At 60.7% G+C, this 24,914-nt stretch carries 22 protein-coding genes and 2 pseudogenes; 15 read left to right on the top strand and 9 right to left on the bottom strand.

The features are described 5' to 3' along the window. Nucleotides 1-75: 75 nt before the first annotated feature. A complete protein-coding gene (locus tag BRA471DRAFT_RS04340) occupies nucleotides 76-1,185 on the bottom strand; it encodes an HlyD family secretion protein (protein ID WP_007604902.1) in 1,110 nt (369 codons plus the stop codon). A gap of 235 nt (nucleotides 1,186-1,420) precedes the next feature. Here BRA471DRAFT_RS04340 and BRA471DRAFT_RS04335 point away from each other — a divergent pair, with 235 nt between their 5' ends. The 4 genes from BRA471DRAFT_RS04335 (at nucleotide 1,421) to BRA471DRAFT_RS04320 (ending at nucleotide 5,067) form a co-directional block, all read left to right on the top strand. Then, the gene (locus BRA471DRAFT_RS04335; RefSeq protein ID WP_007604901.1) at nucleotides 1,421-2,089 is read left to right on the top strand and encodes a hypothetical protein; all 669 of its coding nucleotides are present in this window, start codon (nucleotides 1,421-1,423) and stop codon (nucleotides 2,087-2,089) included. A 105-nt stretch (nucleotides 2,090-2,194) separates the two neighbouring features. Beyond that, nucleotides 2,195-2,551, top strand: a complete 357-nt coding sequence (locus BRA471DRAFT_RS04330) for an HdeA/HdeB family chaperone (RefSeq protein WP_007604900.1) — start codon at nucleotides 2,195-2,197, stop codon at nucleotides 2,549-2,551. Nucleotides 2,552-2,731: 180 nt separating this feature from the next. Beyond that, nucleotides 2,732-3,085 (top strand): response regulator transcription factor, encoded by a 354-nt coding sequence (locus BRA471DRAFT_RS04325; RefSeq protein ID WP_007604899.1) that lies wholly within the window; start codon nucleotides 2,732-2,734, stop codon nucleotides 3,083-3,085. A 191-nt stretch (nucleotides 3,086-3,276) separates the two neighbouring features. After that, a complete protein-coding gene (locus BRA471DRAFT_RS04320; protein ID WP_198287858.1) occupies nucleotides 3,277-5,067 on the top strand; it encodes a sensor histidine kinase in 1,791 nt (596 codons plus the stop codon). A 527-nt stretch (nucleotides 5,068-5,594) separates the two neighbouring features. Here BRA471DRAFT_RS04320 and fetB read toward each other — a convergent pair. The 3 genes from fetB to BRA471DRAFT_RS04305 are packed head-to-tail and all read right to left on the bottom strand — an operon-like array spanning nucleotide 5,595 to nucleotide 8,032. Continuing rightward, complete coding sequence (gene fetB, locus BRA471DRAFT_RS04315) at nucleotides 5,595-6,401, bottom strand: iron export ABC transporter permease subunit FetB (RefSeq protein WP_007604896.1); 807 nt, start codon at nucleotides 6,399-6,401, stop codon at nucleotides 5,595-5,597. Further along, nucleotides 6,398-6,994: an ATP-binding cassette domain-containing protein gene (locus BRA471DRAFT_RS04310; protein WP_007604894.1), complete on the bottom strand. Its 597-nt coding sequence runs from the start codon at nucleotides 6,992-6,994 to the stop codon at nucleotides 6,398-6,400. The genes fetB and BRA471DRAFT_RS04310 overlap by 4 nt, the downstream gene beginning before the upstream one ends. Before the next feature lie 3 nt (nucleotides 6,995-6,997). Then, on the bottom strand, nucleotides 6,998-8,032 hold the full coding sequence (locus BRA471DRAFT_RS04305) for a Cj0069 family protein (RefSeq protein ID WP_007604893.1): 1,035 nt from the start codon (nucleotides 8,030-8,032) through the stop codon (nucleotides 6,998-7,000). A gap of 588 nt (nucleotides 8,033-8,620) precedes the next feature. On the opposite strand from BRA471DRAFT_RS04305, the gene BRA471DRAFT_RS38675 reads away from it, so the two are divergent. From BRA471DRAFT_RS38675 to BRA471DRAFT_RS04285, 4 genes are all read left to right on the top strand, one after another. Further along, a complete protein-coding gene (locus BRA471DRAFT_RS38675) occupies nucleotides 8,621-8,854 on the top strand; it encodes a PepSY domain-containing protein (RefSeq protein ID WP_007604892.1) in 234 nt (77 codons plus the stop codon). Between the two features lie 17 nt (nucleotides 8,855-8,871). After that, nucleotides 8,872-9,780, top strand: coding sequence for a DUF1259 domain-containing protein (locus tag BRA471DRAFT_RS04295; RefSeq protein WP_007604891.1), 909 nt, complete (start codon nucleotides 8,872-8,874; stop codon nucleotides 9,778-9,780). 242 nt (nucleotides 9,781-10,022) lie between these two features. After that, nucleotides 10,023-12,491, top strand: a complete 2,469-nt coding sequence (locus BRA471DRAFT_RS04290; RefSeq protein ID WP_007604890.1) for a family 16 glycoside hydrolase — start codon at nucleotides 10,023-10,025, stop codon at nucleotides 12,489-12,491. After that, complete coding sequence (locus BRA471DRAFT_RS04285; RefSeq protein WP_007604889.1) at nucleotides 12,488-14,362, top strand: alpha-amylase family glycosyl hydrolase; 1,875 nt, start codon at nucleotides 12,488-12,490, stop codon at nucleotides 14,360-14,362. Before BRA471DRAFT_RS04290 ends, BRA471DRAFT_RS04285 begins: the two co-directional genes overlap by 4 nt. A gap of 106 nt (nucleotides 14,363-14,468) precedes the next feature. Here the strand turns inward: BRA471DRAFT_RS04285 and BRA471DRAFT_RS04280 are convergent, their stop codons facing one another. Both BRA471DRAFT_RS04280 and BRA471DRAFT_RS04275 read right to left on the bottom strand, forming a co-directional pair. After that, nucleotides 14,469-14,849: a hypothetical protein gene (locus tag BRA471DRAFT_RS04280; RefSeq protein WP_007604888.1), complete on the bottom strand. Its 381-nt coding sequence runs from the start codon at nucleotides 14,847-14,849 to the stop codon at nucleotides 14,469-14,471. Between the two features lie 53 nt (nucleotides 14,850-14,902). Further along, complete coding sequence (locus tag BRA471DRAFT_RS04275) at nucleotides 14,903-15,124, bottom strand: hypothetical protein (RefSeq protein WP_007604887.1); 222 nt, start codon at nucleotides 15,122-15,124, stop codon at nucleotides 14,903-14,905. Between the two features lie 1,385 nt (nucleotides 15,125-16,509). On the opposite strand from BRA471DRAFT_RS04275, the gene BRA471DRAFT_RS04265 reads away from it, so the two are divergent. From BRA471DRAFT_RS04265 to BRA471DRAFT_RS04250, 4 genes are all read left to right on the top strand, one after another. Further along, nucleotides 16,510-16,719, top strand: a complete 210-nt coding sequence (locus BRA471DRAFT_RS04265) for a hypothetical protein (protein WP_007604886.1) — start codon at nucleotides 16,510-16,512, stop codon at nucleotides 16,717-16,719. 131 nt (nucleotides 16,720-16,850) lie between these two features. Continuing rightward, complete coding sequence (locus BRA471DRAFT_RS04260; RefSeq protein ID WP_007604885.1) at nucleotides 16,851-17,891, top strand: glycosyltransferase family 4 protein; 1,041 nt, start codon at nucleotides 16,851-16,853, stop codon at nucleotides 17,889-17,891. 259 nt (nucleotides 17,892-18,150) lie between these two features. Further along, nucleotides 18,151-18,594, top strand: coding sequence for a low affinity iron permease family protein (locus BRA471DRAFT_RS04255; protein WP_007604884.1), 444 nt, complete (start codon nucleotides 18,151-18,153; stop codon nucleotides 18,592-18,594). 2 nt (nucleotides 18,595-18,596) lie between these two features. Beyond that, entirely contained in the window at nucleotides 18,597-19,112 is a 516-nt protein-coding gene (locus tag BRA471DRAFT_RS04250; RefSeq protein ID WP_035973533.1) for a DUF1003 domain-containing protein, read from the top strand. Nucleotides 19,113-19,217: 105 nt separating this feature from the next. Here BRA471DRAFT_RS04250 and BRA471DRAFT_RS04245 read toward each other — a convergent pair whose 3' ends face one another. After that, complete coding sequence (locus tag BRA471DRAFT_RS04245; protein ID WP_007604882.1) at nucleotides 19,218-20,582, bottom strand: carbohydrate porin; 1,365 nt, start codon at nucleotides 20,580-20,582, stop codon at nucleotides 19,218-19,220. Between the two features lie 229 nt (nucleotides 20,583-20,811). Here BRA471DRAFT_RS04245 and BRA471DRAFT_RS39325 point away from each other — a divergent pair. After that, nucleotides 20,812-21,010, top strand: a pseudogene (locus BRA471DRAFT_RS39325) (hypothetical protein). A gap of 15 nt (nucleotides 21,011-21,025) precedes the next feature. Then, nucleotides 21,026-21,447 (top strand): annotated as a pseudogene (locus tag BRA471DRAFT_RS04240) (hypothetical protein). A 296-nt stretch (nucleotides 21,448-21,743) separates the two neighbouring features. On the opposite strand, the gene BRA471DRAFT_RS04235 reads toward BRA471DRAFT_RS04240, so the two are convergent. Next, the gene (locus tag BRA471DRAFT_RS04235) at nucleotides 21,744-22,847 is read right to left on the bottom strand and encodes a DNA topoisomerase IB (protein ID WP_007604880.1); all 1,104 of its coding nucleotides are present in this window, start codon (nucleotides 22,845-22,847) and stop codon (nucleotides 21,744-21,746) included. A 259-nt stretch (nucleotides 22,848-23,106) separates the two neighbouring features. On the opposite strand from BRA471DRAFT_RS04235, the gene BRA471DRAFT_RS04230 reads away from it, so the two are divergent. Further along, the gene (locus tag BRA471DRAFT_RS04230; protein WP_007604879.1) at nucleotides 23,107-23,931 is read left to right on the top strand and encodes a ribonuclease HII; all 825 of its coding nucleotides are present in this window, start codon (nucleotides 23,107-23,109) and stop codon (nucleotides 23,929-23,931) included. A gap of 31 nt (nucleotides 23,932-23,962) precedes the next feature. Here BRA471DRAFT_RS04230 and ligD read toward each other — a convergent pair whose 3' ends face one another. Then, nucleotides 23,963-24,910, bottom strand: a complete 948-nt coding sequence (ligD, locus tag BRA471DRAFT_RS04225) for a non-homologous end-joining DNA ligase (RefSeq protein WP_007604878.1) — start codon at nucleotides 24,908-24,910, stop codon at nucleotides 23,963-23,965. Between the last annotated feature and the right edge of the window lie 4 nt (nucleotides 24,911-24,914).

The raw sequence follows: 24,914 nt of genomic DNA, 5'->3' as shown, positions 1-24,914 counted from the left end.
ATATAGATGACCAGCATAGCCCGGCGCGGCCTCAAGCGTCAACTCAACGTTGCTTTGCCGCAGGCAGCCGCGCGGCTAAAGATAGGCAGTATAGGCGCTGACCCAGACAAGAATCGAGGCGAGGAGGCCAATCACGCCCGCTTTCTCAGCAAATACCGTCGCCGTTCCTGACATTCCTAGCCGCAGCGAGTCTGGGCTCAATTCATCGGGTATGGAAATCACTGCCGGAAAAGCGGATGTACCCCCGAGCGCGTTGGTGCGCGCCAGCGTGCCAGAAGCGGCAATCTGGCCTTGGCCGACCCCCTTTGGTATCGCGATGATCTTTGCGCGATAAATGCGTCCGGGATCGTTGTCGAACACGATATCGACGTGAGCGCCGGGCTTGATCGTCTGAAACCCGTTCTGCGAAAACATTCCAACAATTGTAATCTCACTCTCAACGATGAAGGACATCGCGGATTGCAACTGCTTGGCCCTGTCGCCGACGGTCAGAGCCACTGCGGTCACATAGCCATCTGCGGGTGCGCGAACGATTGTCTGCGACAGCTCCCAGTTCGCATTCTCTAATTGAGTTTCGATTTGCGCGACCGACGTGTTGACGCCGCCGATCTCGGAATCCATCGCGAGCTTGGCACTTTGTTGCGTAGCTTTGGCAGCATTGACTTGCGCAGTCACCGTCTCGAACTGGACCTGGGTGTCTTGCTCCTTGAACTCGGTGTTTGCCCCCTCCGTCGAAAGCGTCTGGATGTCGGCGAGGCGCTTCGTGTTGTACTTTAGTTGTGCGGTAAGCCCCGCAACGTTCGCCGTCGCCTGCTCATAATTCGACTTCAGGATTTGCACTTGCTGGCGTGCTGCGGCAAGCGACGCCTGCAGCTGCTTCACCGTGTACTGGAACGGAGCCGGATCGATTTGAAACAGTACGTCACCTGCCTTCACCGGCACGTTCGGCCTGACCGGAATGGCGATGATCTGTCCGGTTACGTTCGGGGTCACTTCGACGACCTTGCCGGCCACAGTAACCTTGCCGGCCGGCGTCAAATAATTGAACAGTGCCAGAAATGTCGCGAGAATGAATACGCCAACGAAGATCGCCACCGTTCCTGAGGCCCAGCTCCAGCGAGCAAGCTTGAACTTCGAGAATACCGCCCACAACGCTACAACATAGAGGCACAGGATAATGACCACGGCGAGCCTCCCGTCGTTGGTTGATGCCAAAGGTCTACCCTGCACAACGTTCAAGGACCGGACTATGCAAAAACGGTCTGACCGAGTTCTCTTTCCTTCCGAGTACTCGCGGCATTTCCAAATCTGGGTCGTTTTTTGCATAGCGGATGCTGCTTGGGCTTTCGATAATTGGCAACGAGCGTAATGCCCGCGACGATGTCGCGATACGCGCCGAAATCCCACAGGAGAAATGGACATGATGCGCGCGAGACTGACACAGATCGCAGGACTGCTGGCCGCAGCGGTGGTGATAGGGGGCGCGGAAGCAAGCTTCGCTCAAAGTACCCCGGCGCCGTCTGCCATGAAGACGATCGGCACTCCTTCCGCTGCCACCAAGCCCGAAATCGTGCCGTCCTTGTTCGTTTTGAACTCGCGCGGCGCGACACTGCAGGGGGACACGCTGATTCTGACCGGCGTAACCCCCAGCTCCATCATATTTGCCGATCGGCCCGTGCGCTCCGCGGGCCATCAACCGACGGCAGACGTTATTGCGGAATGGGGATCGGGCGATGACAGCTTTACTAAGAACCCACCGAACGCCACGGTGTCCGTGCTGGGCAAGGAGGGTGCGGTGAAGGACGCCGTGGTGGTGCTCAAGAACCCGAAGCTCGAGGGCGACAAGCTCACATTCAATGTGCAGACCCTCGAAGGCGACCTCGCCGGCGCGGATGGAGCGGCTGCGCTGTTCATCGACATCATCGGCCGGCCGTTTACGCCAATGTCGTTTGCCGGTGTGGCGCGGCGCTCGGCGTTCCGGGGCGCCATGTATGCCGGCGCAGTCGGGGCAGCAGCCTATGCTGCGCCCTACGCCTACGCATATCCCCGTCCCGTCTGCGGCTACTATCCGTATCCGCCGTGTTATTGAGACTAGCAGGGGAAGGCTAACCTTTCTTCCCTGCCGGACAGCTCACAGCTGTCCGGCACCGGCAGAACTGGAAGGCGGCAAACGGAACGGAATGGAGAAGAAGAAATGTTTAGATCCTTGATTCTGGCCGCGATAATTTACGTGGCGATGGTCCCGACGGCTGACGCGCAAGTCGATCTAAGCACGTATGCCGACGCCAACGGCTTCATCAACGTTCAGAAGCTGACTTGCGCTCAGCTGGCGGGGACGTGGCAAGGTGACGCCGACATGCTGACCACCTGGTACAGCGGCTGGTACAACGGTCTTGCCAAAAAGCACTACCTTGACTTCAAAAAGGGCAAAGAAGCGGAGCACGAAGTAATCGTCTATTGCAAAGCCAATCCCGATCAATTGATCATTGAGGCGATCGCCGTCGTGTTCAAGGACATGCGTGCGAAACTCGGAATAGATATGAAGCCTTAGGCTTCCAGAAAGGATCTAGCGATCCTGAACAAAGCGGCATGAACCATCGTGTTCTGAGAGCACCAGCACCGAGGCAGGTGCTATGCGCGAAGGTCGCGTGTTGGAAGCGCTGATCGCGGCCACAATAGGCTTGTTTTTCTTGCGCGGGGACAACTGCAAACAGCCAATGATCATTTCGTCATGCGCACCATAGCTGTGGTCGACGACAGTCCCAGCATGCTCCAAGGCCTGGGCCGCCTTTTGTCGGCCCATGGCTTCCATGTCCGCACATTTGCATCGGCAGAGGCGTTTTTGGAGGCCTATGTCGAGTGCGAAGCGGATTGCTTGCTGTTGGATATTCACCTCGGGGGGATCTCAGGGATCGACCTGCAACGGCAATTGATCGCGCTAGGCAGTGAATTGCCGGTCATTATGATGACGGCCATCCACAATGAGGTCACTCGGCAAGAGGCATTCGACGCCGGCTGCGTTGCGTATTTGAAGAAGCCATTTCTGTCGAAATTGCTTATCGATGCTATTGGTCGGATTCCATAAGGCCCGGAAAGTCTCATTCCTTACTGATCGCGCGAATTGCTGCTGAAGTCGGTTTCTACGATTATTCTCCCACATGCTCGACGAGTCGAGTATCATTGGCTGTCCCACCATTGGGTCCCGTGTAAGCAGCCCCTCATCGCATGTTAGCTAGAATACTTTGCAGTTCGGTCGTTCTGCTCTTGGCGATGTCCGTGGCGGCTTTTTCCCAGCCGAAGCGGGTGCTGGTTGTTCATTCCGTCGGCCGCGATTTTTCGCCATGGGATGATTATGCGAGAAACATCCGCGAAGAGTTGAAGCTTCAGTCGAAGGATCCGGTCGATATCTTCGAGGCGTCGCTGTCGACGGCCCGCTTTCCTGACGGGAACGAAGATGCCTTCGTCAACTACTTGAATGCGGTGTTTTCTGAACGCCAGCTTGATCTGATTATGACGATCGGCGGCCCCGCAGCACGATTCTTTCAGCAGAACCGTCAACGAATTTTTCCTTCGACCCCCACCTTGTACGCGGCCCTCGCGCAGCAGATGTCGTCGAACGCACCCGCGACCGATGCAATGGTGTCGGTAACTGTCGATGTATTAGCCACTATCGATCAGATCCTGAAGTTGATTCCGGAGACAATCAACGTCTTCATCGTGATAGGAAACTCTCCGATCGAGAAGCTATGGTTGGGGGAGATGCGCAAACTGTTCCAGCCGCTGACTCATCGGCTCGAGATAACTTACTCCAACGAAATGTCGCTCGAAGAAATCCTCAAGCGGGTGGCTACCCTACCACCCCGGTCCTTCATCGTGTACGGGCAAATGTTGGTGGACGCCGACGGCGTCGTGCACGAGGGCAAAGCAGCCATAGATCGGATTCACGCGGTCGCTAATGCGCCGATTTTTTCGGAACAGGACGCCTTCTTCGGCCGGGGCATCGTGGGTGGCCGGATGACGAACATATCTGACGTCGCACGCCAGTCTGCCGCAGTTGCCGTGCGCATTCTGAAGGGAGAATCTCCGGGGGACATCAAGGTGCCACCCATCCTCGCCGCATCGTCTAGATATGACTGGAGAGAGTTGCAGCGCTGGAACATAAGCGAAAGCCGATTACCGCCAGGCAGTGAAGTGTTCTTTCGAGTGCCCAGCCTTGGGGAGCAGTATCGCCCCCAGCTGACGGCTGTCTTCGCGGCCATCCTGCTGCAGGCAGGCATCATTGCATTGCTCCTCGTCGAGCGACGCCGACGGCTTACCGCCCAGGCGGAGGCGACTAGTCGTCGGCAGGAGGTCGTCCGTCTGAACAGGGTGACGACCGCAAGCGTTCTGTCGTCCTCGATCGCCCATGAACTTTATCAGCCGCTCGGTGCAATCTTGAGCAACACCGAGGCCGCGCAGATGTTGCTCAAGGCTAGTCCGCTAGATGTGTCTCAGCTTGGGGAGATCCTTTCCGATATTGTCCGTGATGAGCAACGTGCGAGCGAGATCATTAACGGATTGCGGAACCTGCTCAACAACAGAATGGAAGCCGATCTGCAAGCCCTCGATTTAAACGATACTGTGCGCGACGTCGTCAGGATCGTCTCTCCTGAAGTCACAAGGCGGGGAGTGGTTGTACGAACTGTTCTTGCGACGGAGCCATTGTGGGTGCGCTGCGATCCAATTCATCTACAGCAGGTCATCATCAACCTAGTGATGAATGGCGTCGACGCGATGGAGGAGGTCCCCAACCCGCATGAACTGACGATCCGAACCAATCTGGCTGATGCCGGCCATGTCGAGGCTAAAATAGCCGACTCTGGCCCGGGTATCTCCCATAACCAGCTCACTAAGATATTCGATGCATTCGTCACGACGAAACCGCAAGGGACCGGGCTAGGGCTGCCCATCGCACGGACGATCGTTGAAAGTTACGGAGGCGAACTCTGGGCTGAGAACCGTAAGCGCGGCGCCGTGTTTTCCTTCAAGCTGCCTCTAGTTGCATCAACCTCTCTGAGCCACAAATAGCGGTCTCATCATACTGCGGCCAACTCCGCTCACGCTGCCGGCCGTCATGTCCATAGTCTTAGATGGCTCGTGGTCAGATCCCTGTTAACGACCGCGCATCTGGTTTGAATATTTACGGAGCGCGGCGCTCCAGTTCTGTAGACGGTAGTGGACTGTGACAAGAACTCCGCCAAAATATTGGTTTATTGTACCTTTCAGTCCAGCGATCTATTTCGATGTGGTACCCTTGAGGGGCGCCGCGAAGCATTAGTTTCCATAGGCGAAATCCCGTTAGCTGAGGGAACTGGCTGATCTGACCCTTCGATAGTTGTTGCGCTGTTGGGCACTGGCAGAGGTCGCACTGGGGGGATAGTGGGACTCCCATCCCCTATGCCGCGATTGCGCCAAAACAGCTGATAAACAAGGATTCCCAAAAAGCCCGGCCGGATTTTGTGACCACCGTTGTGTACCACCGCGACGGCCATTTCGGCCGTCAATCTCGGACGATTTCGAGACGCTTGAGGTCGCCGGTCGCCCTGACCGTTGCTCTATCCGGACTTCCCGGCGGCTATGCGATCGAGACGTAGCCGGTGTCGATGGTCGGTAAGCAGGCGAGCGCCTCCCAGGACGGCCGCCAGCGTTCCCAGGCCGGTGCCGCCGGCGATCAGGAACATGATCAGCAATTGATATTTGACCGCATCGACCGGCTCGACGCCGGCAAGGATCTGGCCGGTCATCATCCCGGGCAGAGAAACGAGGCCGATCGCCGCCATGCTGTTCATGATCGGCATGAACCCACTTCTCAAGGCGTCCCGTATGATCGGGAGCATTGCTTGGTGTCGGGTGCCGCCTAGTGCCAGACAAGCTTCTACGGCGGCCCGTTCCCGCACCAAGCTGTTCGTCAGCACGTCCAGGCCAAGGCTTATTCCGGTCATGGTGTTGCCCAACATCATGCCCAGCAGAGGCAGCGCATAGCGCGGATGGTACCAAGGATCGGGGCGTAACTCGGTCAGGAGCGCGAACATCGTGACGGTACCGGCAGCGAGTAGCGTACATGTCGCTCCCAGGCCGTATTTCCAGACGCCCGTAAGACGCCGCTTCTGCCGCGCGACGATTTCCCGCGAGGCGAAGAGAACCATGATGAACGCGGCGAGTGCGGTCCAAATCGGCGAGACCGCGGCAAACAGGAACGCCAGCACGTATCCGACGAGAACGAGCTGAACGACCATCCGGACGGTCGCGATGGCCAGTTGCTTCTCAAGTTTGAGGCGGAGAACAAGCGAGAGGACGCCATCCATGACGACAAGGAGCGCGGGTAGGATCAGATCGCCGTACGAAAGCTGAATGTACGTCACTGCCGGCTTTCCTTGATGCCGCCGTCAGGGCTCATCGCGAATATCCTTGATCCGACACGTCGCGCTTGAGCGTCATCATGGGTGCTCCAGATGACGCTCGTTCCGTCCGCGACACGTTCGGCAATCAAAGCCTCGACGGTGGCGGCGGATGCCGAGTCGAGCGCCGAAGTCGGCTCATCCAGTAGCAGGACGCGCGACCGCAGCATCAGCCCCCGCACAAGCCCCAATCGCTGTCTCTCGCCCGTCGAAAGTCTCTGAACCGGCCAAGGTCCGCAGTCGTCTGGAAGGCCAAGACGCATGACCAGCGGTAGCGCATCATCCCAGGCCGTGAAGTGCTCCTGCACGATGTCGGACCACCAGCCCGGCTCGGCGGCGATATAGGTCACTCGCTTTCGCCAGGTGGGGGCGGGCATAGACTCCCTAGGCGTTCCGTCAAGCTTGACCGCCCCTTCGTTGGGGTCGAGGTCCGCGATTGAGCGAAGCAGCAAGGTCTTCCCGACGCCGGATGGTCCCTGCAGGGCGACGCATTCGCCGTCCTGCAGATCGAATGACACTGAGATGTGCAAGCGCTTGAGCCTGCTGACCGTCAGCATGCGTCAAACCTTGAGCTGCAAGCGATCGGCAACCCGACGGGCGATCTCCGCCGGCGCCTCGGCCGGGTACGGATGCACAGAGCTGACGTTGATCTCGCCGAGCACGTAGCTATCGTTCCCGTCCGCCTGGACGGGTCCCAGCATGAAGTCGGCGTCCCAGATCGCGGGCAGGTCGCCTCGCGCGATATCCAGCAACGAGGTCAGCTGCGGCGTCCACTCGTCTTCCATCACCCGACGCAGCCGCTGGAAGCGCGGGTCTGCGTTGGACGAGTAGAGCCGCGGTCCAGCCTCGGCGCGCGCAGCCGGCGAGTCGACCAGGGCCTTGACTTTGTGATGGCCGAAGCCGGCGCAGCGGTCGCCTGCCATGTAGCAGCGCACCACGCCCTCGCTCAGGCGAGGCTGGAACGCCTGGTCGATCACGCTGCCGTTCTCGAAATACTCCGCACAGCGGCGGAGAAAATTGTCCAGCGTCAGTTCCTCGGGCGTGTCTTTGGTCGCGTCCAGCACCCTGATCATGGATGAGGTCGGCAGCTTCTCGACCTTCCAGACGCCCTGGCCACCGTTGCCCCGGTTGCGCTTGATCACGCGCGGGCCGGAGGCGAGCCGCGCCGGCAGCTCCGCGCGCATCGCAGCGGCGGTTTGGTACAGCGCCGTGTCGCTTCCCCAGCCCATGGAGCGGGTGCGATAGAGGACCTCCTTGGTGCCCATCTTGAGGATTACGTCCGGATGAGCGCTTACCCAAACGCCTTGCGCGGCGACGTCGCGCAGCAGGGCATCGATACCGGCCCGGTTCCGACCGTCTTGGATAGGGTTGACCCAGACGAGTACGCCGTCAACCGCGAGCAGCTGTTCGCGGACGGCGTCTGCGAAGCTCTCGTCGTAGATCACGGGGCGCCCTTGGACGCCGACGGCGGCAAGCGCATCGAAGACGTCGACGAAGCGGCCGCTTTTCGGGGTGGCATCTCGACGCGCGGCGGCGTCTCCTCGCGAGAGGGTGGCTACGGTGCGTCGGGCAGAGGAGTGTTTGTCGGTGTCCATGCGCAAGCTCCACGTGTTGCGTGCTGCGCAGAGCTTGGACCGAAGTCTCGCCGGGAGTCTGCTTAATCCCGCCCAGGCAGTCTACGTGATATCGCGTGGATCCTTCAAGCGGCGGCTTTCTTGATTGGCGTGTTGACGTAGGGGAGAGTCGCTTCCGTTCCGGACGGCGGTGAAATTTTCGTGACGTTCGGTTTCACGCGCCCGAGCGATCGCGGGTTGACAGCCTGGCCGAGTGAGTTTTTAGTCGCGTGACGGGGATATGCGATCTCCCCGCGAGGCGTCATGCTCAAGAATCGCGTCCTGATCACGAAGGGCGCAGCATGTCAGCATTGTACACCTACCTTTCACCCGACAAACTATCTCGATCGGTAGGCTCGGCGGCCGCGCCGACGCTGGGCCGGCTCGCGGCTTCGCGCGGCGCTTCGCGCATGTTCGACGACGCCATCGAGCGGGTGAACCCAGGTCTCCTCCTACACGACCGATGTTGCCGCGACACGATCAGGGGATCGCACGATGGGCCGGCCAACAAGGTCGGGTGAGGCCGGATGCGGGACTACTTCTGGGGCTGGGACAACCAGGAGATCAGACATGCGAACATCGACGATCTATCAGGTAGCGATAATCGTGACCCTTGCGGCGGGGCTCTCGCCCGTCCACGCCCTGACTCAGGAGGAGCTCATCGCCAAGATCCAGGCGGCCGGCTACTCGCAGGTGAAAGACGTCAAGTCCACGGCCGAAGGCATCGCCGCCAAGGCGGTGAAGGACGGCAAGCCGGTGACGCTCGTCGTCGACAGCAGCGGCCAGATCAAAGAACGAAACTGAGGTTGAGGAGTCGCACAATGAAAAAATTCATCTCGGCTCTGACAGTCACCGGCGTCTGCCTTTTTGCGTTCCGCCTCGCGGCCTTCATCCCGGCGTACGCCCAAGATGCCAACTGGCAGAAGGTGGATGAGACCCTGGGTCGCAAGCCCGCCGTTTCGGACGATGTCCGGCGCTACGGCTTCCCTCGCAGCGATCTCACCGTGACTCTGGACGGCGTCACGGTGAAGCCGGCGCTGGCGCTTGGCGGTTGGGTCGCGTTCAAGCCTGCGCATGGCGGCGCAATGGTCATGGGCGATCTTGTGCTGCTCGAGACTGAAATCAATCCCGTCATGGCGAAGATGATCGCGAGCGGTCTCGAAATTACCGCCGTACACAATCATCTACTCCGCGCCAGCCCGGCGACGTTCTACATGCACGTCGCCGGCCACGGCGATCCCGTCAAACTGGCCTCGGCAATTCATGACGCACTTGCCGAGAGCAAGACACCGCTAACGATCACGGCACCGGCGAGCCCGCCGCCCGCAGTCGAGCTGGACACGGCGAGGCTCGACCGTATCATCGGCGTCAAAGGGCAGGCCAATGGCGGCGTCTACCAGTTCAACGTGAAGCGGCGGGATCCTATCACGGAGGACGGCATGCCATTGACACCGGTCGGCCCAATGGGCGTCGCGATTGGCATCAACTTTCAGCCGACCGGAGGAGGCAAGGCCGCCATCACGGGCGACTTCGTGCTGACCGGCGACGAGGTCAACCCGGTCATTTTGGCGCTGCGGGCGCACGGCATCGAGGTGACTGCGCTGCACAGTCACATGCTCGATGAGCAGCCAAGGTTGTTCTTCATGCACTTCTGGGCGAACGACGACGCAGTGAAGCTCGCGCAGGGTCTGCGCGCGGCCCTCGACAAGACCGCCAGCACGAAGGGTTGAGCCAAAGATCGAGCGAAGGAGTGCAAGGGGCCACCCGCGATAGACTGGATTTCTGACCTGAACAGGTCTCTGGCTATTGTGTGCGAGGATTTGAACGCGATGGTCTAAGAACCGGTCGCCGCAGCGGGCCTTTTGGGTGCGGCACTCAAAGAAGAGCAATCTGTGAACTAGCTCATTTTAGGTTGAAGGAAATCGTGTCGTAATAGGCATGCGAGTCCGAGGATTGCACCAGGAGGCGGGCAATGCCGATCACAACGGAGACGACCTCGTTCACCAAAGACATTCAAGGCCGCTATCTCTGCAACAATCTCGCGGAGGTCGATGCATGGAAATCCGCAGGCGGGCGTCCGTTCGATTTCATCATTGTGGGAGGCGGTACGTTCGGCTCGGCTATCGCGGAGCATCTGTGGTTTCGTCAGAAGCAGAGTGGCGGCGGATTACGGACACTGGTCGTAGACGCCGGGCTGTTCACCGTTCCTGAGCACGTCCAGAACACGGGAATCCAGGGGTTTGCCGATCCGGCCAATCCGTTCTTTCTGAACGAAAACCTGCCGCAGCCGGAGCCGCCGCGCAACGAGGTGTGGGGCATTCCTTGGAAGTCGACCATTCCCTTCAAGGGACTAGCGTATACGCTCGGAGGCCGATCACTCTATTGGGGCGGTTGGTCGCCTCGTCTGCTGGACGAGGAGATGTTGGGTTGGCCCGCAAACACCGTAGCCGATCTGAACAGCCGCTATTTCGATGAGAGTTCTCGCCAGATCGGTGTCGATGAGGCGAACGACTTCATTTTCGGCGAATTGCAGAATGCGCTGCGTCGCCAGCTCTTCGACAATTTGTCGAGCGTGCCCGGAGCGTTCGCGCTCGACGCGCTCCCGCCGTCTCCGCTGCTGAAGCCCGGCGCCGACCCCGCACAGTTGCTTGGCCTGTCGTCGAGCGGCGGGCTTTCGCAAAACGACCTGCTGAACCTGCTGAAGCTGGAAGCGCCGCTTGCTGTGCAGGCGCGCGCGCCACACGCGGGGTTCTTTCCCCTGAACAAGTTCAGCGTCGTTCCGCTGCTGATGAAGGCTGCTCGGACCGCGGCGAGCGACTCCAACGGCAGCGATTCCGTCAAGGAATTCATGGTGCTGCCCGACACGCATGTGCTCACGCTGCGCAGCGTTCCTACCTCAGCAGGGACTTGGCGCATCTCGGGCATCGACACCAGCCGAGGTCCGATAGATTTGGCACCGGGTGGTGTGGTCGTCATGGCCCTCGGCACGATCGAGAACGCGCGGCTGGCTCTCGCATCGTTCGATGCCACCGGACTTTCGACCCTGCCGCTCATCGGCAAGAACCTGATCGCGCACCTTCGCTCGAACCTCGTCGTCCGCGTGCCGCGGTCGGCGATTTCCGGGCTTTCCGCAGTGGTGAACGAGCTGCAGACCGCGGCCCTGTTCGTGAAGGGGCGGGCCACGCGCCCGAATGGTGATCTGATCGGCCACTTCCACCTTCAGATCTCCGCGAGCGGCGGCGCCAACACCATCGGTGCCGAGGACGAGCTCTACCGCAAGGTGCCCGACGTTGACTTCTTCGATCAGCTGAAGACCTCGACCGATACGCATGTTGCAATTGCGATCAGAGGGCTCGGAGAGATGGAGCCCGCCGATCCGGCCAATCCTGCGGCTCATCCAAGCCGCGTTGATCTGAGCTCGCGGACCGACGAGTACGGTGTTCGTCGCGCATCGGTTGCGCTGACGCCGACGCAGCGCGATCGGGATCTCTGGGCCGCCATGGATGCGGCGATGCAGAAGGTCGCCGCCGCCTTCGCCAACGGTCAGCCCATGCAGGTGCTCCAGAGCAACCAGGACGGGCTCGGGACGACCCATCATGAAGCCGGAACTCTTTGGATGGGCACCGATTTGACGGCGAGCGTCACCGACGGCAACGGACGCTTCCATCACACCGAAAACCTGTATGCGGCGGGCCCGGCGCTATTCCCGAGCATCGGTTCGCCCAACCCGATGCTGACCGGGATAGCGTTATCGCGCCGCACCGGCGACCGGATCATGACGCCTCCAGCCTTCGTGGCCGAGGCGGGTTTCGAGACGCTGTTCGATGGCACCTCTCTGGGGGACTGGACAATGTCGACGATCAGCAACCAGCTCGGTCGGGACGACCCTGGCTCGTTCCGGGTACGGCGCGGCGTTCTCGAGGCGCGAACGGGGACCGACCTGGGGCTGCTCTGGCTGAAGCGCCCGACCCCGCCTCGCTACGTTTTGCGGCTGCAATGGATGATGACGGCACCCGACGACAATTCGGGCGTCTTCATCGGCTTCCCCGACCCTCGAAACGAAGGCTACGACAACACGGCCTATGTCGGCGTCAACTTCGGCTTCGAAATTCAGATCGACGAATTGGCCCGTCCAGACAATGCGCCGATCCACAGGACGGGGGCAGTCTACGCCTTCAAGGGGCCAACCGACGGTCCATTGATCGTCCATCCGGTCGGAGAATGGAACAACTATGAGATCACCGTCGATGGGGCCGACATCACGGTCGCGCTGAACGGGCAGGCGGTAAACATTTTCCATTTCGCCGGCGATCCGCAGTCTCCGCGCCGCGGCCTGCCGTCCACCTCGCAAGACCCGCGCTTCGTCGGCCTGCAAACGCATACGGGCCGCGTGTTCTTTCGCAACATTCAGTGGAAGTCGTTGGAAGGCGCTGTGGCATGAACTTGATGCCACTCGGATCGTTGGGCGCCGTCGAAGCACGCGGCACCATGACGTTCGGATTCTGGCTGCCTTGGGTGTCGGCGGCCGATGGCAACGTCGTCACCGTTAAGATCATCCATGAGGCAGATCAGTTTCTTCAGGCATTTCCGGCTCGGGAATTTCAGCTCACACACAGTTTTCGTCCGCCGTATGGGGACTTCTGGTCGGTCGCGGTGCCAATCGCCGGCACGCCGCCTGCAGTCCCGGGCTCAGCCTGGGGCAATCCGGGCCGCTACGTCTATCGCTACACGATCACGAACCCGAGCGTAGGCACGCTCGACTGGATCATCGACCCCTTCGCGCGCGAGTTCGGTGTCGGCAAGCAATCCGCCTTTACCCTGGGCTATGAGCCCTACGTCTGGAGTGCCGGCGAGGCGCAATGGCGTACGCCCGCGCTGGCCGACCTGATCCTCTATGAGGTGAACATCGCCGAGTTCGGCAACGACCTCGACCGCGCTCGCGAGCTCGTTGCCTACCTGGCCGACCTCGGGATCAACGCCATCGAGATCATGCCGCTGTCCAACGTCGGAAACTCTGTGGACTGGGGCTATCTGCCGATCGGCTATTTTGGTGTCGACGAGCGGTTCGGCAAGCGGTCGGATTTCCAGCAGCTAGTCGACATCTGCCATCAGCACGGGATCGCGGTGATCGTGGACGTCGTCTATGGCCATACGGGCGTGGATTTTCCTTACTACGACGCCTACACGCGGTTGCAGTACCGCGATAATCCGTTCATGGGGCCGTTTGCCAAGGACTACTTCAGCAACTTCGGCAAGAGCACGGATTTCAATCGGGAGATCACGCGGGACTATTTTTTTACGGCCAATCACCATTGGCTCGAAGTCTATCACGTCGACGGCTTTCGATACGACTGCGTTCCGAACTACTGGGACGGGCCGATGGGCGTGGGCTATGCGAGCCTCGTCTATGAGACGCACCAGCTGACCAGGGCGAACATCGCGGCGGGTCGCCCGTACTGGAGCCGCTTCGACGCAGGCGCCGGCAAGCCGCTGAGGCTCGTGCAGATGGCCGAACAGCTCGAAGCTCCGGAGGACGTGCTGCGCTCGACCTATTCCAACTGCACGTGGCAGAACGGCACCTATGGCGCGGCACGCGCGGTGGCCCAGGGGGATCGCGGCCGGCTCGCCGACCTCGGCCTGCAGCTTGGTCTCTTCGGCTACCCCGACCGGGAGACCGTCAACGGCGACGACATCCCCAAGACCGCGCTCCAGTACATCGAGAATCACGATCACGAGCGCTTTCTGTGCAATTTCGGCACCTCCAATCCCGACGAAGCTGGCAATCCTCTGTTCGCCGAGGGCGACCGGGCGCGCTGGTACATGCTGCAGCCCTATTTAATCGGCCTGCTGATGAGCAAGGGGATTCCGATGCTTTGGCAATGCGAGGAATTCGCCGAAAACTATTTTCTGCCCGATTTCGGAATGGGCCGCGTCTCGCTCTTGCGGCCGATGCGGTGGGACTTCTTCTACGATGAGTCCGGCCGGCCGATCGTGAGCCTGGTCCGCAAGCTGCTGCGCATCCGGCGGCAGCGCGACCACATGCGTCAGGGCACGTACTTCTTCTTCAATGACTGGAACCGGTATCAGCAGTTCGGTGTTCTGCTGTTCGCGCGCTACGCAGGCGCCCACTACACGTTGGTCGCTGTCAATTTCAGCGACACCGACCGGACCGTCCCGTTCTGGTTTCCGATGGCCGGTGACTACGCCGAAGAGCTGCATGGCGGCGCTCTCGACCTGAGGAACGTGCTTTCGCTCCGGCAAGTAGATCTAAATATCCCATCGCATTATGGACGGATCTGGACGCTGACGTAGGCGCCCGGGGACTTCCACTCTACCTATCGCTCCAAGCATACCGCTGCGGTTTGCCAGCGGCGATGGGCAGCACGCAACGTCACCGACGCGCGACGCAACGCCGCGGCTACCGAAGCGGGCGGGACCGGCTGAACAAGAAACCGCTGGGAGTGAACTTTCGGGCTACTGCGAGCGCGCTGCCCTCGGTCGTTTCGAGCGCGATCTTCTGGGCCAGCATGACGTCTCCAATCGGAAGGTCGCCAACGGGCAGGAAACACAAGCCTATCTTTGGGCGACCGTTTTCGCCGATCTCGCAGACATTCGCAGCCGCTCCCGCATAGATTCTGTAGCGGTTGCCCGTGTCGCCGCCGATTACCTCGAAATACCCCTTTTCCGCGAATTGCCGCCGTTGGACAGGCGAGAGGTAATGCCGCAGCAGTAGCAGCGCGCGTCCTTCCGGAGTCCCCTCGGCGCCGTGTCTAATGAACAGCGCCTTTGCAGCGCTCATCCGTGAGCGTTCACCCGGCCGCGACCGCCTGAACAGCCACACGGCTCAGCGATTCAGCCGCCGACCAGCCGGGGGAAGAAGAGAGTTTCTTCCGCAGTGGGGTCGAACGATCGGATCCGCGACACCTGACCTGAACCGGTCCGGACCGCGGCGGTGAAGCCGACGTCCGTCAGCTGGCGGAATCGCTGCTCCGCCTTGGCTACTTCCCTTGCATCGTCCGCATCGAAGAAGTGACGGCTGTCGCCGGTACTGTCCATCACGGTCTGGATCGGCATGAGGATCCCTCCTTGTTGATCATGACAGAATATTGTTGAACCTCTGAAGTTCCTCGATCGCACCAAAGCTAGTGCCTTTCGCGCCTCGCAACCAAGGCTTCGGTATGGTGGTACGCAGATAGCCCGCAAGCCAGAGCGCAGATTTGGTGGACTTCGGCGAACAGCATCAGCCCGCCACAGCGTCACTGGATATGGCCATTGGTCGAAAGTCGGTCCGCATCCTTCCACAAACCAGCTTTCGCATTCAGATACGATAATTCACCTGATGGAGAGCGCAGTTATGCTCAGAGTGGGCGTTGCAAGTTCAGAGGCTTTCATGCCGTACTACGATTTGAGCTTGTCACCGATGCAACATGCCAGCATCAGGGCGGAATGATCCTTAAGATCGACAAGGAGCGGCCGACCAACCCGAGCGTCTCGCGGCAGAGCTCACGCTGGCGTCGCTTGCGCTCTGAGAAACAGGCAATCGCAGAACGGCTTTTCATCCGGTACCGTAGCTGGCCCGTGAGCGCTCTGGTCGTCAGGGGTTGTGACACCCGGCGATCTCCTAAGCTGCGGCCCTCGTCCTGCTTCCTGATCGAAATGGACAGCCCCATTCGGCTGGCGCCCGCCCCTCGGGCGGCACGTGCATCGGAGCGAACTTTGTGTCGCTCCGCTGAGTGCGTTTGCAGTTTGGGCAAACGAAAAGGTGGGCGATTATCGATTCTGGAGTATCTCGCACCAGCTCAGAGCGAAACCATCTCATCGGAATGCGGCAATTCGGACAGTGAGGGGCATCGAGGTGCCCCAATGTTTGCTTTAGCCCGTCCATGTCCGCCCACACTCCGTTCCGGGAAACAGTAGCAAAGCATAACAGTGCGCAAAGTATCAAAAGATACACACCAGTACATTGAGCCGCCCAAACTCAGCTGAGGACACCAAGGCGAGCCGCGATGCCTACGGCACGTTGGCAAGCTCTCCGCCAATCTGGTGGTCTAGGGCGGGGTGGGACCGAGTGCCGCGCGCGGGGCCCGTCAAATTCGGGCCAGTGGCCGCGCGCCTTCCGGATCTCGACATCTTCTCGCAGGCGTAGTCGAACGCCTAAACCTCGGATGGCCGTTTTACGGAGAAGGGGAGGACGGCACTCGATTTCAAGCCAAGTTTTCCAGGCCGCAAACCGGACGGGATGGTCCGGTCGAGCAGCTGTCGTGCGAAGCCCGCGCCCCACTGTCGCCGTCACATGGATTGGCCGAATCCAACGCCTGCAGCGCCGGCGTGCGGCAATTACGCTGGCGCATGTCAGCGCATCCTGAGCTTCCTCCCTTCGTCTACTGTCGGGAAAATCCGGAAACTTTCCGGAGTGCCTTGAGTTGGCAGCGACTGGGTTCGACTGCGGAAGGAAGAGCATGGTCGATGAAGTCGTCTTGAAGAACGCCACAGAGACCGCCTGGACGGTGTACCGGGCGGGGCACCCTGAAGTCGATGCGCACGACAGCCGGCGCTGCCTGCTGGAGCGCCACCTCCACAGCAGGTCGGAGGCGCGCGAGAGCGACACGGAAGAACTCGCTGGCTTCGGGATAGCCTACTTGCAGCGGCTTCCTCGAGACGAATGTTGACGGCTGTGAAAATGCTCGCGGCGCGAGTGGCTCGCGAAAGCACAAGACCAGCCTGGACGCTGCTCGCGATTTCGTCCCTCATTTCCGCGACGATCGTGACAGTCCTGCGGTTCGTGTTCGGGGCCTAGCCGATGCGGATTGCCCAGCTTGCTCCGTTGGCCGAGAGCGTACCTCCCAAGCTTTACGGCGGCACTGAGCGTGTGATCGCCTGGCTCGTGGACGAACTGGTCGAATCCGGACACGACGTGACCCTGTTTGCAAGCGGGGACTCCAAGACAAAGGGAAAGCTCCACGCGGTGTGGCCGCGCGCGCTGCGCCTGGGGCGGAAGGGTGCGGATCCGAGCGCCGCCTGCGCGCTTCTGATCGAAGCTATCGCCGAGCGGGCGCGCGACTTCGACGTGATCCACTCGCACGTCGACTGGTTGCCCCTTCCGGTGCTCAGCCGAACCGGCGTGCCTTTCCTCACGACGATGCACGGCCGGCTAGACCTTCCCGGTCTGCCCCAGGTAATCGGTGCCTTTGCGGACGCTCCGTTCGTCTCGATTTCCGCCGACCAGCGTCGTCCGCTTCCGGAGGCGAACTGGATCGCGACGATCCAGCACGGACTGCCCAAGGATATGTTTCGGCCATCCTACGAGCCGGGTTCGTACCTGGCCTTTCTGGGGCGGCTGACGGCGGAGAAGGGGCCGGAAGACGCCATCCGCATCGCGCGGGCGGCGCGGATGCCCCTGCGGATCGCTGCGAAGATTCCTCGGGCGGAGACGGCCTACTTCAAGAATAAGCTCGAGCCGAACATCGATGGCCAGACGGTTCAGCTCGTCGGCGAGGTCGACGACGCGAAGAAACAGCCTTTCCTCGCGAATGCAGCGGGCCTGCTGTTTCCGATCGATTGGCCCGAGCCGTTCGGTCTGGTCATGATCGAGGCGATGGCGTGCGGGACACCCGTGATCGCCTATCGATCAGGCTCGGTGCCGGAAGTCGTGGAGGACGGCGTCACCGGCTTCATCGTCGATGGTGAGGAGCAGGCGATCAGCGCCGTGAAAGAACTGGGCCGGCTGGATAGAAGAGTGATCCGCGCCCGGTTCGAAGAGCGCTTCGCCGCAAGCCGCATGGCGAATGAATACGAGACCCGATATCGCAACCTGATCGCTCGTGGAGGACGCTTCGCGTGACAGTTCCGCGGCTGGCTTGTGGGACTGGCGCGCGATCGAATCCTGGGCCATCCGTTTCGAATCAGGAGCAAGTGGAATTCTAGAGTTGAGGTCGGCATCCGAACGGGCGTGGCTTGGACGTACTCTGCGATCGCTGTCAATACGTGCTCTCGGGAGCTCCCCGCAAAGCATGTCTCGGGCTTGCCGCAGATGTATGTCGGTTCCTGACGCGGAACTTTCACTCCGAAGCAACATTGTGGTTGGCGGCAAAGGCTGAGTCATGAAAAACGAACCATCCCGGATCTCAAAATTCTTCGGTGATTTGGCGAACAAGACCTCGCTTGCGGCTGGGCGCGCCTCGACCTTCTTGTTAGCCGCGGGTGTGGTGGTCGTATGGGGCATCAGCGGCCCGCTCTTCCAGTTTTCGGACACTTGGCAGTTGGTCATTAATACTGGGACCACAATCGTAACTTTCCTTATGGTATTTCTGATTCAGAACTCGCAAAACCGTGACAGCGCGGCCATTCAAGTAAAGCTGGACGAACTCATTCGCGTGAGTGCGGCGCGCAATAGTCTCGTGGGAATTGAGCACCTCACAGACGATGAGATTGAGGAGCTTCGCTCGAAATGTGAAGCGCGTGCCAAGGCCGAAAAGGCCGGAGATGAGACAGTCGACCGGACCCGACAGTCAGCGCGGCGGGCCGCCGAGCAGATCGCCAGCTGACGATGTCAGCGCCGGCATCATCGAAAAGGCCGGTAGAAAATATCGACGCCATCCTGCGGCTTGAAAAGCAGGATGAGGAAAAGATCGCTCTTCATCATCGTGTTTTTCATGCAATCGGATCGTTCGCAGGCACTCCGCAGTTCGTTGTGCTGCAGTGCGCGGCGGTGGTGTGTTGGATTGCCTTCGGCGGGGTATTTCCCGATCGCGCGCTTGATCCATTCCCGTTCCCGCTGCTCGGGACATTCCTCGCGCTAGAGGCGGTACTTCTCACCTCCTGCGTCCTCATTCGTCAAAATGCGACTGACCGCATCTTGGAGAAGCGGGATCGCCTAGAACTTCAGATTAATCTTCTCTCTGAACGGGAGGCGACGCGGTCTTTGAGAATATTGCAGAAGCTTGCCAAGCGGCTGAATGTCGATGACGAGGATTGCCAACAAGACGAATTGGCGCAGGAGACATCTATTGATCAACTTGCCCGAGGCTTGCGCGAGCGCGAGCAGGCTGAAAAGCCTCAATGAGATTCGCCCGGAAGACGACATGGGGGTCGCTCTGATGCCCCCTGCGCCATCGTGTTCATCTGCACGAGCTCTTCCTGGAGCAGAGTCCGTGCGATGCGCACGGTGCTAGAATTTTAACGTCGTCCTTAGACCGAACACCGACGCGTTTTTGAGGACCTTTCCGGCGAATGGCGTCGCCGGCCCCGTAGCGCCGCCGCCGGGGTGGATGATGTATTGGAAGTTCGGCTGCAACGACCAGCCGTCCTTTATCTGGTATTGGTAGACCGCCGTCAGCAATCCCTCAAAGTTTCGCGAGGGCCAGTTGGGATTCACCAGCGTGCGGTAATCGGCGTCGAGCGCCTGCGCCCGTTTGGACACATGGGCATAGCCCGCGGCGATCCCGAACTTGTCGTAGGGCCGGTCGTCACGAAGCCCGATGAACTCGACGCCGGCATCAGCGTATAGATCGATCAGGTTGCGATCAGCGGGCGCGCCGGCGGCCCTTGCGAACACACCGATCCCGCGATCGTCGCTGCGAGACACGCGGTAGATCTGTTGCTCAAAGACCGCCCAGCCACCGATGTCTCCTGCGAGCAATAGCGGCTCTCCGCTGCTACCGGGAGCGGCGAACGAGACGCCGTTCGACGCGAGCTGTTGATCCGCGAAAGCGCCGAAGTGCCGCCAGCCGCCAAACTTGATCTGGCCGGTCAGGTTGGGATCGCCCTTCTTGTTGTTCCAGGCGTACTGGATCTGACCTAGAAGCAACGGTGGATCGTTGACGCGGAAATTGACGCCGTAGCGATTGCGCTCCTGCGGGTCGCCCGATCCCGGTCCTGCTTGGTCGCCGTCGAAGATCCCACCCAGAACGGAGAGCTGGTCGGTCACGTTGACCAGTAGCCTTGCGCCCATAGCCGCCAAAGGTGGCGACGGTCCGCCGCTGGGAAGATTGAGCGACGTGATCGCGGGCCAACCCATTGAGGCGTTGGTGAACACGTCTGTATACTTGGTGTTGAAGAATTCGCTGTCGGCGGCAAGCTGACCCACTTTCACCGAGATCCTCTTCGCGCCCCACTGCTTCTCAAAATACGCTTCGTAAAGACGCGTTGAGGGTAGAGCCTCGATTCCGCTGACGACAAAGAAGTTCTGAAGATTGCTCCGGGACAGGCCGTCGCCATGGATCTGGAACATGTTGGCGTGAAAAGTGAGCTTGTCGATGCCGACGAGTTTCTGCAGATCGACATCCACCGCAAGGTTGAGACGGCCTTCGTAGATAGCGCCCTGCTTCAGGCCGCCGGAAGCGTTACCCAACGCCTCGCCGATGTAAGTGGCAGCGAACTTCACGCCATACTTCTGCAGTGGGTTAGGAAGAAGGCCGAGCGTCTTTTCCTCCACGGTGCTCTCACCCGTGTCCGGGTCGGCAGGCTTGTCGTCGTCGGTCTTCTTATCCTCCTGGGCGGCGGCGCCGGCTGCCAGGAGCAAGAGGACCGACATCGAAAGCACGACCTGCCTATAGACTCGCTGGGGTCTCGACACGCGAGTGTTCCTGATCTCGAGGATAGCCTTACGACTTGCCCGATCTTACAAGACAAGTCCACCTTGCAGGGCATCTTCCAAGGATACAGGTCAGACCAGCTGGCCTGGCCAATCGCGATCGAACTTTGTTGAGTCGCGCTGAGCGAATGTTGGCTATAGTGGGACTTTCGCTTGCTGGGGAGCATCGATGTTCGATGCGGCAACCACTGCGTTGTTGCGCGCGGTCTTGGACGAGGTCTGCGAGAGCGTTTTGCAGCGCGAGATCGGACCGCGTAGCCATGTCGCCTCAAACATACTTGAGGCGGCGATGGGGCGAGGTATCGCAGGACGAACTCACGCAGGCCGGCGGTGACGCCCTTTGGCGGGCGCCCGCGATGTGGCGCTGATCGGTCGAGGCGGGCGTGAATTTCCAAGTCACGGTGCTGAAGATCTTGGTGAGCTATCCGGACGGCTTCGCCGTCATGGATGACCTCAAGCGCGACATGGCCATTCTGGCGACCAGCGGCCGCGATTGGGCGGACCGGACCAAGCGCCTCGCTGCGCAGGTCCCCGACCTCGACATCTTTTCTCAAGGCTTAGTCGAACGCATCAGGGGGGTTGGAAGATCACGGCAAAGGGTCGGGCAGTGCTTGAGTTCATGGAAGCCCGCCCGGAGGCATCCGAGCTGGCCCAACAGGCCGCAGCCGATGAGGCTCCCAAATTGGTATCCGAGACAGCGCCGGTTCCTCCGCTGCGGCAACCTGCTGACCGTGCCAAGCGGCGGCGTGAACGCCGCCAACGTCGTCGTGAGGCGCGCGAACGCGCGAGAGCGAACGCCTCTTGAGGTGGATCGAAGCCAAAGAAGAAACCGACCGCTGGCGCGACGGCTGTACTAGTCCCGGCCATTCGAGTACCTCCGCCAGCCCCAAGCGGACGACGTTACGTTGTTTGCGGCTAAGCGCGAATGGCGAGGACGAAAGCCGAACCCGCGCGGTAAGCGACCGTCCCGCCGGCTCGCACCACACCGGGCACCCCGGCTTTGAATGGAAGGCCCATTTTTGCCGACGAGAGCACCAGCCGAGGCGTGCCTGGAGGCGTCGAGAAGGACGCAGGCGTCCCCGGAGACCGGGTACGCGAGGCCTAGGCGGGCGTCTTCAGAGAATCGAGACGCTTGCGGAGAAATGCCAGCACCACGATCTCGTCGGAAGTAAGCTTGGCGTACTGGCGCTTGAACTTCTGCGCGATCTTGGCATCAATCATCTTCACGAGGTTGCCGGACATGTAGGCGTTCAGGACTTCCGGGTGCACGTAGCACTTGCGGCAGATGGCTGGTGTGTTGCCGAGCTGCTTCGCGACGCTTTCGATCGCGGCGACGACGTTGCGCTTCGCCTCGGCTTGGCTGTCGTACTTCTTGAATTCGGCAAGCGCCAACGCCGCCAGAACGGTTCCCGCCCAAGTCCGAAAATCCTTGGCGCTGAAGTCCTCGCCGGTGATGTCCTTGATGTAGGCGTTGACGTCGCCGGAATCGACGGTGCGGGGCTGTCCGTCGTCGTCGAGGTACTTGAAGAGTTCGTGTCCCGGGATCTCCGCGCAGCGCTTCACGATCGCGGCTATCCGCTTGTCCTCGACGCGAAGCTTCCATTGTTTGCCCGACTTGCCCGTGAAGTCGAAACGAAGGACGCCGCGCCCGACCGCGACGTGCTTGCGGCGCATGGTGGTGAGCCCGTAGGACTTGTTTTTCTCGGCGTACTCGGCGTTACCGACCCGGATCAACGTCTTTTCCAGAAGACTAACGATCGTGGCCAGCACCTTCTCGCGGGGCAGTCCGTCCCGCTTCATGTCGGCAGCGACCCGTTCCCGCAGCGCGGGCAGCGCGGCAGCGAACAGGATGATATGCTCATACTTGTTCTGGTCTCGGAGCTCGCGCCACTTCGGATGGTAGCGATACTGCTTGCGACCCCGCGCATCGAGCCCGGTTGCCTGGATGTGGCCGTTCGACGACGGGCAGATCCACACGGACTCGTAGGCCGGCGGGATGCCGATTGATTTGATGCGTTGGATGACGGCGGCATCGGTGATGCGGTTGCCGTCCTGGTCGTAGTAGCTGAAGCTGGTTCCAGCCTGCTTGCGCGTGTACCCCGGCGCGGAGTCGCTGACGTAGCGGAGGCCTTCTTCCGCGATGGTGGCCGCGACCTCGGCGGTGCGGTCCAGAACCTCTTCTTCGTTGCTGGCTTGGCGGAGCATGAGCCGGCCCCCTCGGAAGCACCCGGGGATCGAGGCTCCACTCTTTCTCAAGGGATGAAGACACCGGTTGGTTCCGCTCTGAGGTCGAACGCGAGGTCTGGATGAGCGGCCTCAAGAATAGCGGGACGCTCAGATGGCGAGCCGGTCCGGTTCCTTTCGACAAGGCGCTGCGCAGTCGATGACGGCATGGTCTAGCTTCAGACAATCGCCACAAATTTCACCGACACGCTTCCCACAGTCAGTCTTCACGAAGGCCCCTATGCCCCAGTATTCGCTCGATGCGTTGCGCCGGCGCTATGTCGTCGAGAAAAGACCGCTCGAGGCCGACGTCGAGCAGATCTTGCGGGCCGACGCCCGCGCGGGAGCCCGTGCCATCCTGGCTTCAATCGACAAGCGGCGCTCCGAAAACAGGTCCGAAGGGCAGCGCCTCCGTAAGATGTTCCGCTTCGAGACCTCTCTCTGGGAAAGCGGCCAACATGCCGTGGCAGGCGTGGACGAGGCCGGAATGAGCCCTCTCGCAGGGCCAGTCTCTGCTGGCGCCGTGATCCTGAAGCCCGGCACGCGGATAATCGGAATCGACGACTCGAAAAAGCTCGATGCCGCCGCTCGCGAAGAACTCGCGAAGGAAATCAAGGAAAAGGCAGAGAGTTGGTGTGTAGCATTCGTCGAGGTCGAGGAGATCGACGAAATCAACATCTATTGGGCAGGCATCCAGGCGATGCAACGTGCGGTCCGGGGCCTAGGGTTGACGCCGCAGCACTTGCTGATCGATGCGAAGCGGTTGAAGGAAATCGACATCCCTCAGCAGTCGATCATTAAAGGGGACGCCAAGTCCGCCAGCATTGCCGCCGCCTCCATCCTAGCGAAAGTCGAACGCGACACGGTCATGCGGACACTCGACGTGCGTCACCCCGGCTACGGCTTCGCGGATCACAAGGGCTACCCGGTGCCGGCTCACTATGAGGCGCTCGCCAGGCTTGGTGCATGCGCAGCTCACCGGAGGTCGTTTGGACCTGTACGCAAAGCCCTCGGATTGCCGCCCCTGCCGCCGTGGCCTTCGGCATCCGAGCGCGCCGCCAGCTGAACTACAGGTCGTACTCTGCGTCTGGGGGGCATTATTTTCGCGACCACTTCTTTTCGCAAACAACGTCCTTGACGTTTTTGTCGGACCTCAGGCCGAGATAGACCGGCTGGCGCAGCTCGCCCTTGCTGGTCCACTCCGCGAATTTCACTTCCGCGACCAAGGAAGGACGCACCCAGGTCGTAACCCGCTCATTTTTCACCTTGCCAGCGAAGGGCGACTTGGCTGTCTTCAGCCTCACGAGCTTGCGGTGAAGCTCTTCGAGAACCTGGTGGCTGAAGCCGGTGCCGACGTGGCCAATGTACCGCCATGCATCGGCGTCGCGTACCGCCAGCACGAGGGCGCCGAAGAAGGGCCGGGTTCGCCTCGGCGCGGTGAAGCCGGCGATCACTACCTCCTGCCGCTGCGCGGTCTTCACCTTCAGCCAATCGGCGGTCCGGCGTCCGGACGCGTACGGGCTGTCGGCGCGCTTGGCCATGATGCCTTCGAGATGTCTCAGCTCGGCTTGTGCAAAGAACTTTGTGCCGCTGCCTTTGCGGTGGTTGCTGAACGCGATGAGCTTGTGGCGCGGCAGTAGGGCGTTGAGCCGCTTCTTGCGCTCGAGAAGCGGCAGCGCACGCAGGTCCTCGCCGGCTGCGAACATGAGGTCGAACGCGCAGTACAAAAGCTTGGCCTCGTGACGCAGGGCGTTTTGAAGCAACTGGAAATGGGATACGCCGTCCTTCCCGATCGCAACGAGCTCGCCATCGATCACGGCGTCCGCCTTCACTCCCTCGAGTGCTTTCGCGACCTCGACATAGGAGTGGCTGATGATCTTCCCGTTCCGGCTGTAGAGCGCGACCCGACCACGCCGGATTTCCGCGACCATGCGGAAACCATCGAATTTGTCCTCGAAGACCCAATCGGGATCGTCGAACGGCGCATCCGTGAGCGTGGCCAGCATAGGCTGCAGGCGATAAGGCAGGGTCGATTTGCGGGCCATGTAG

Origin of the sequence: Bradyrhizobium sp. WSM471 (genome assembly GCF_000244915.1) — a bacterium.
GTDB lineage: Bacteria > Pseudomonadota > Alphaproteobacteria > Rhizobiales > Xanthobacteraceae > Bradyrhizobium.
The sequence above is the reverse complement of the archived record's forward strand: the minus strand, read 5'-3'. Positions and strand labels throughout refer to the sequence as shown.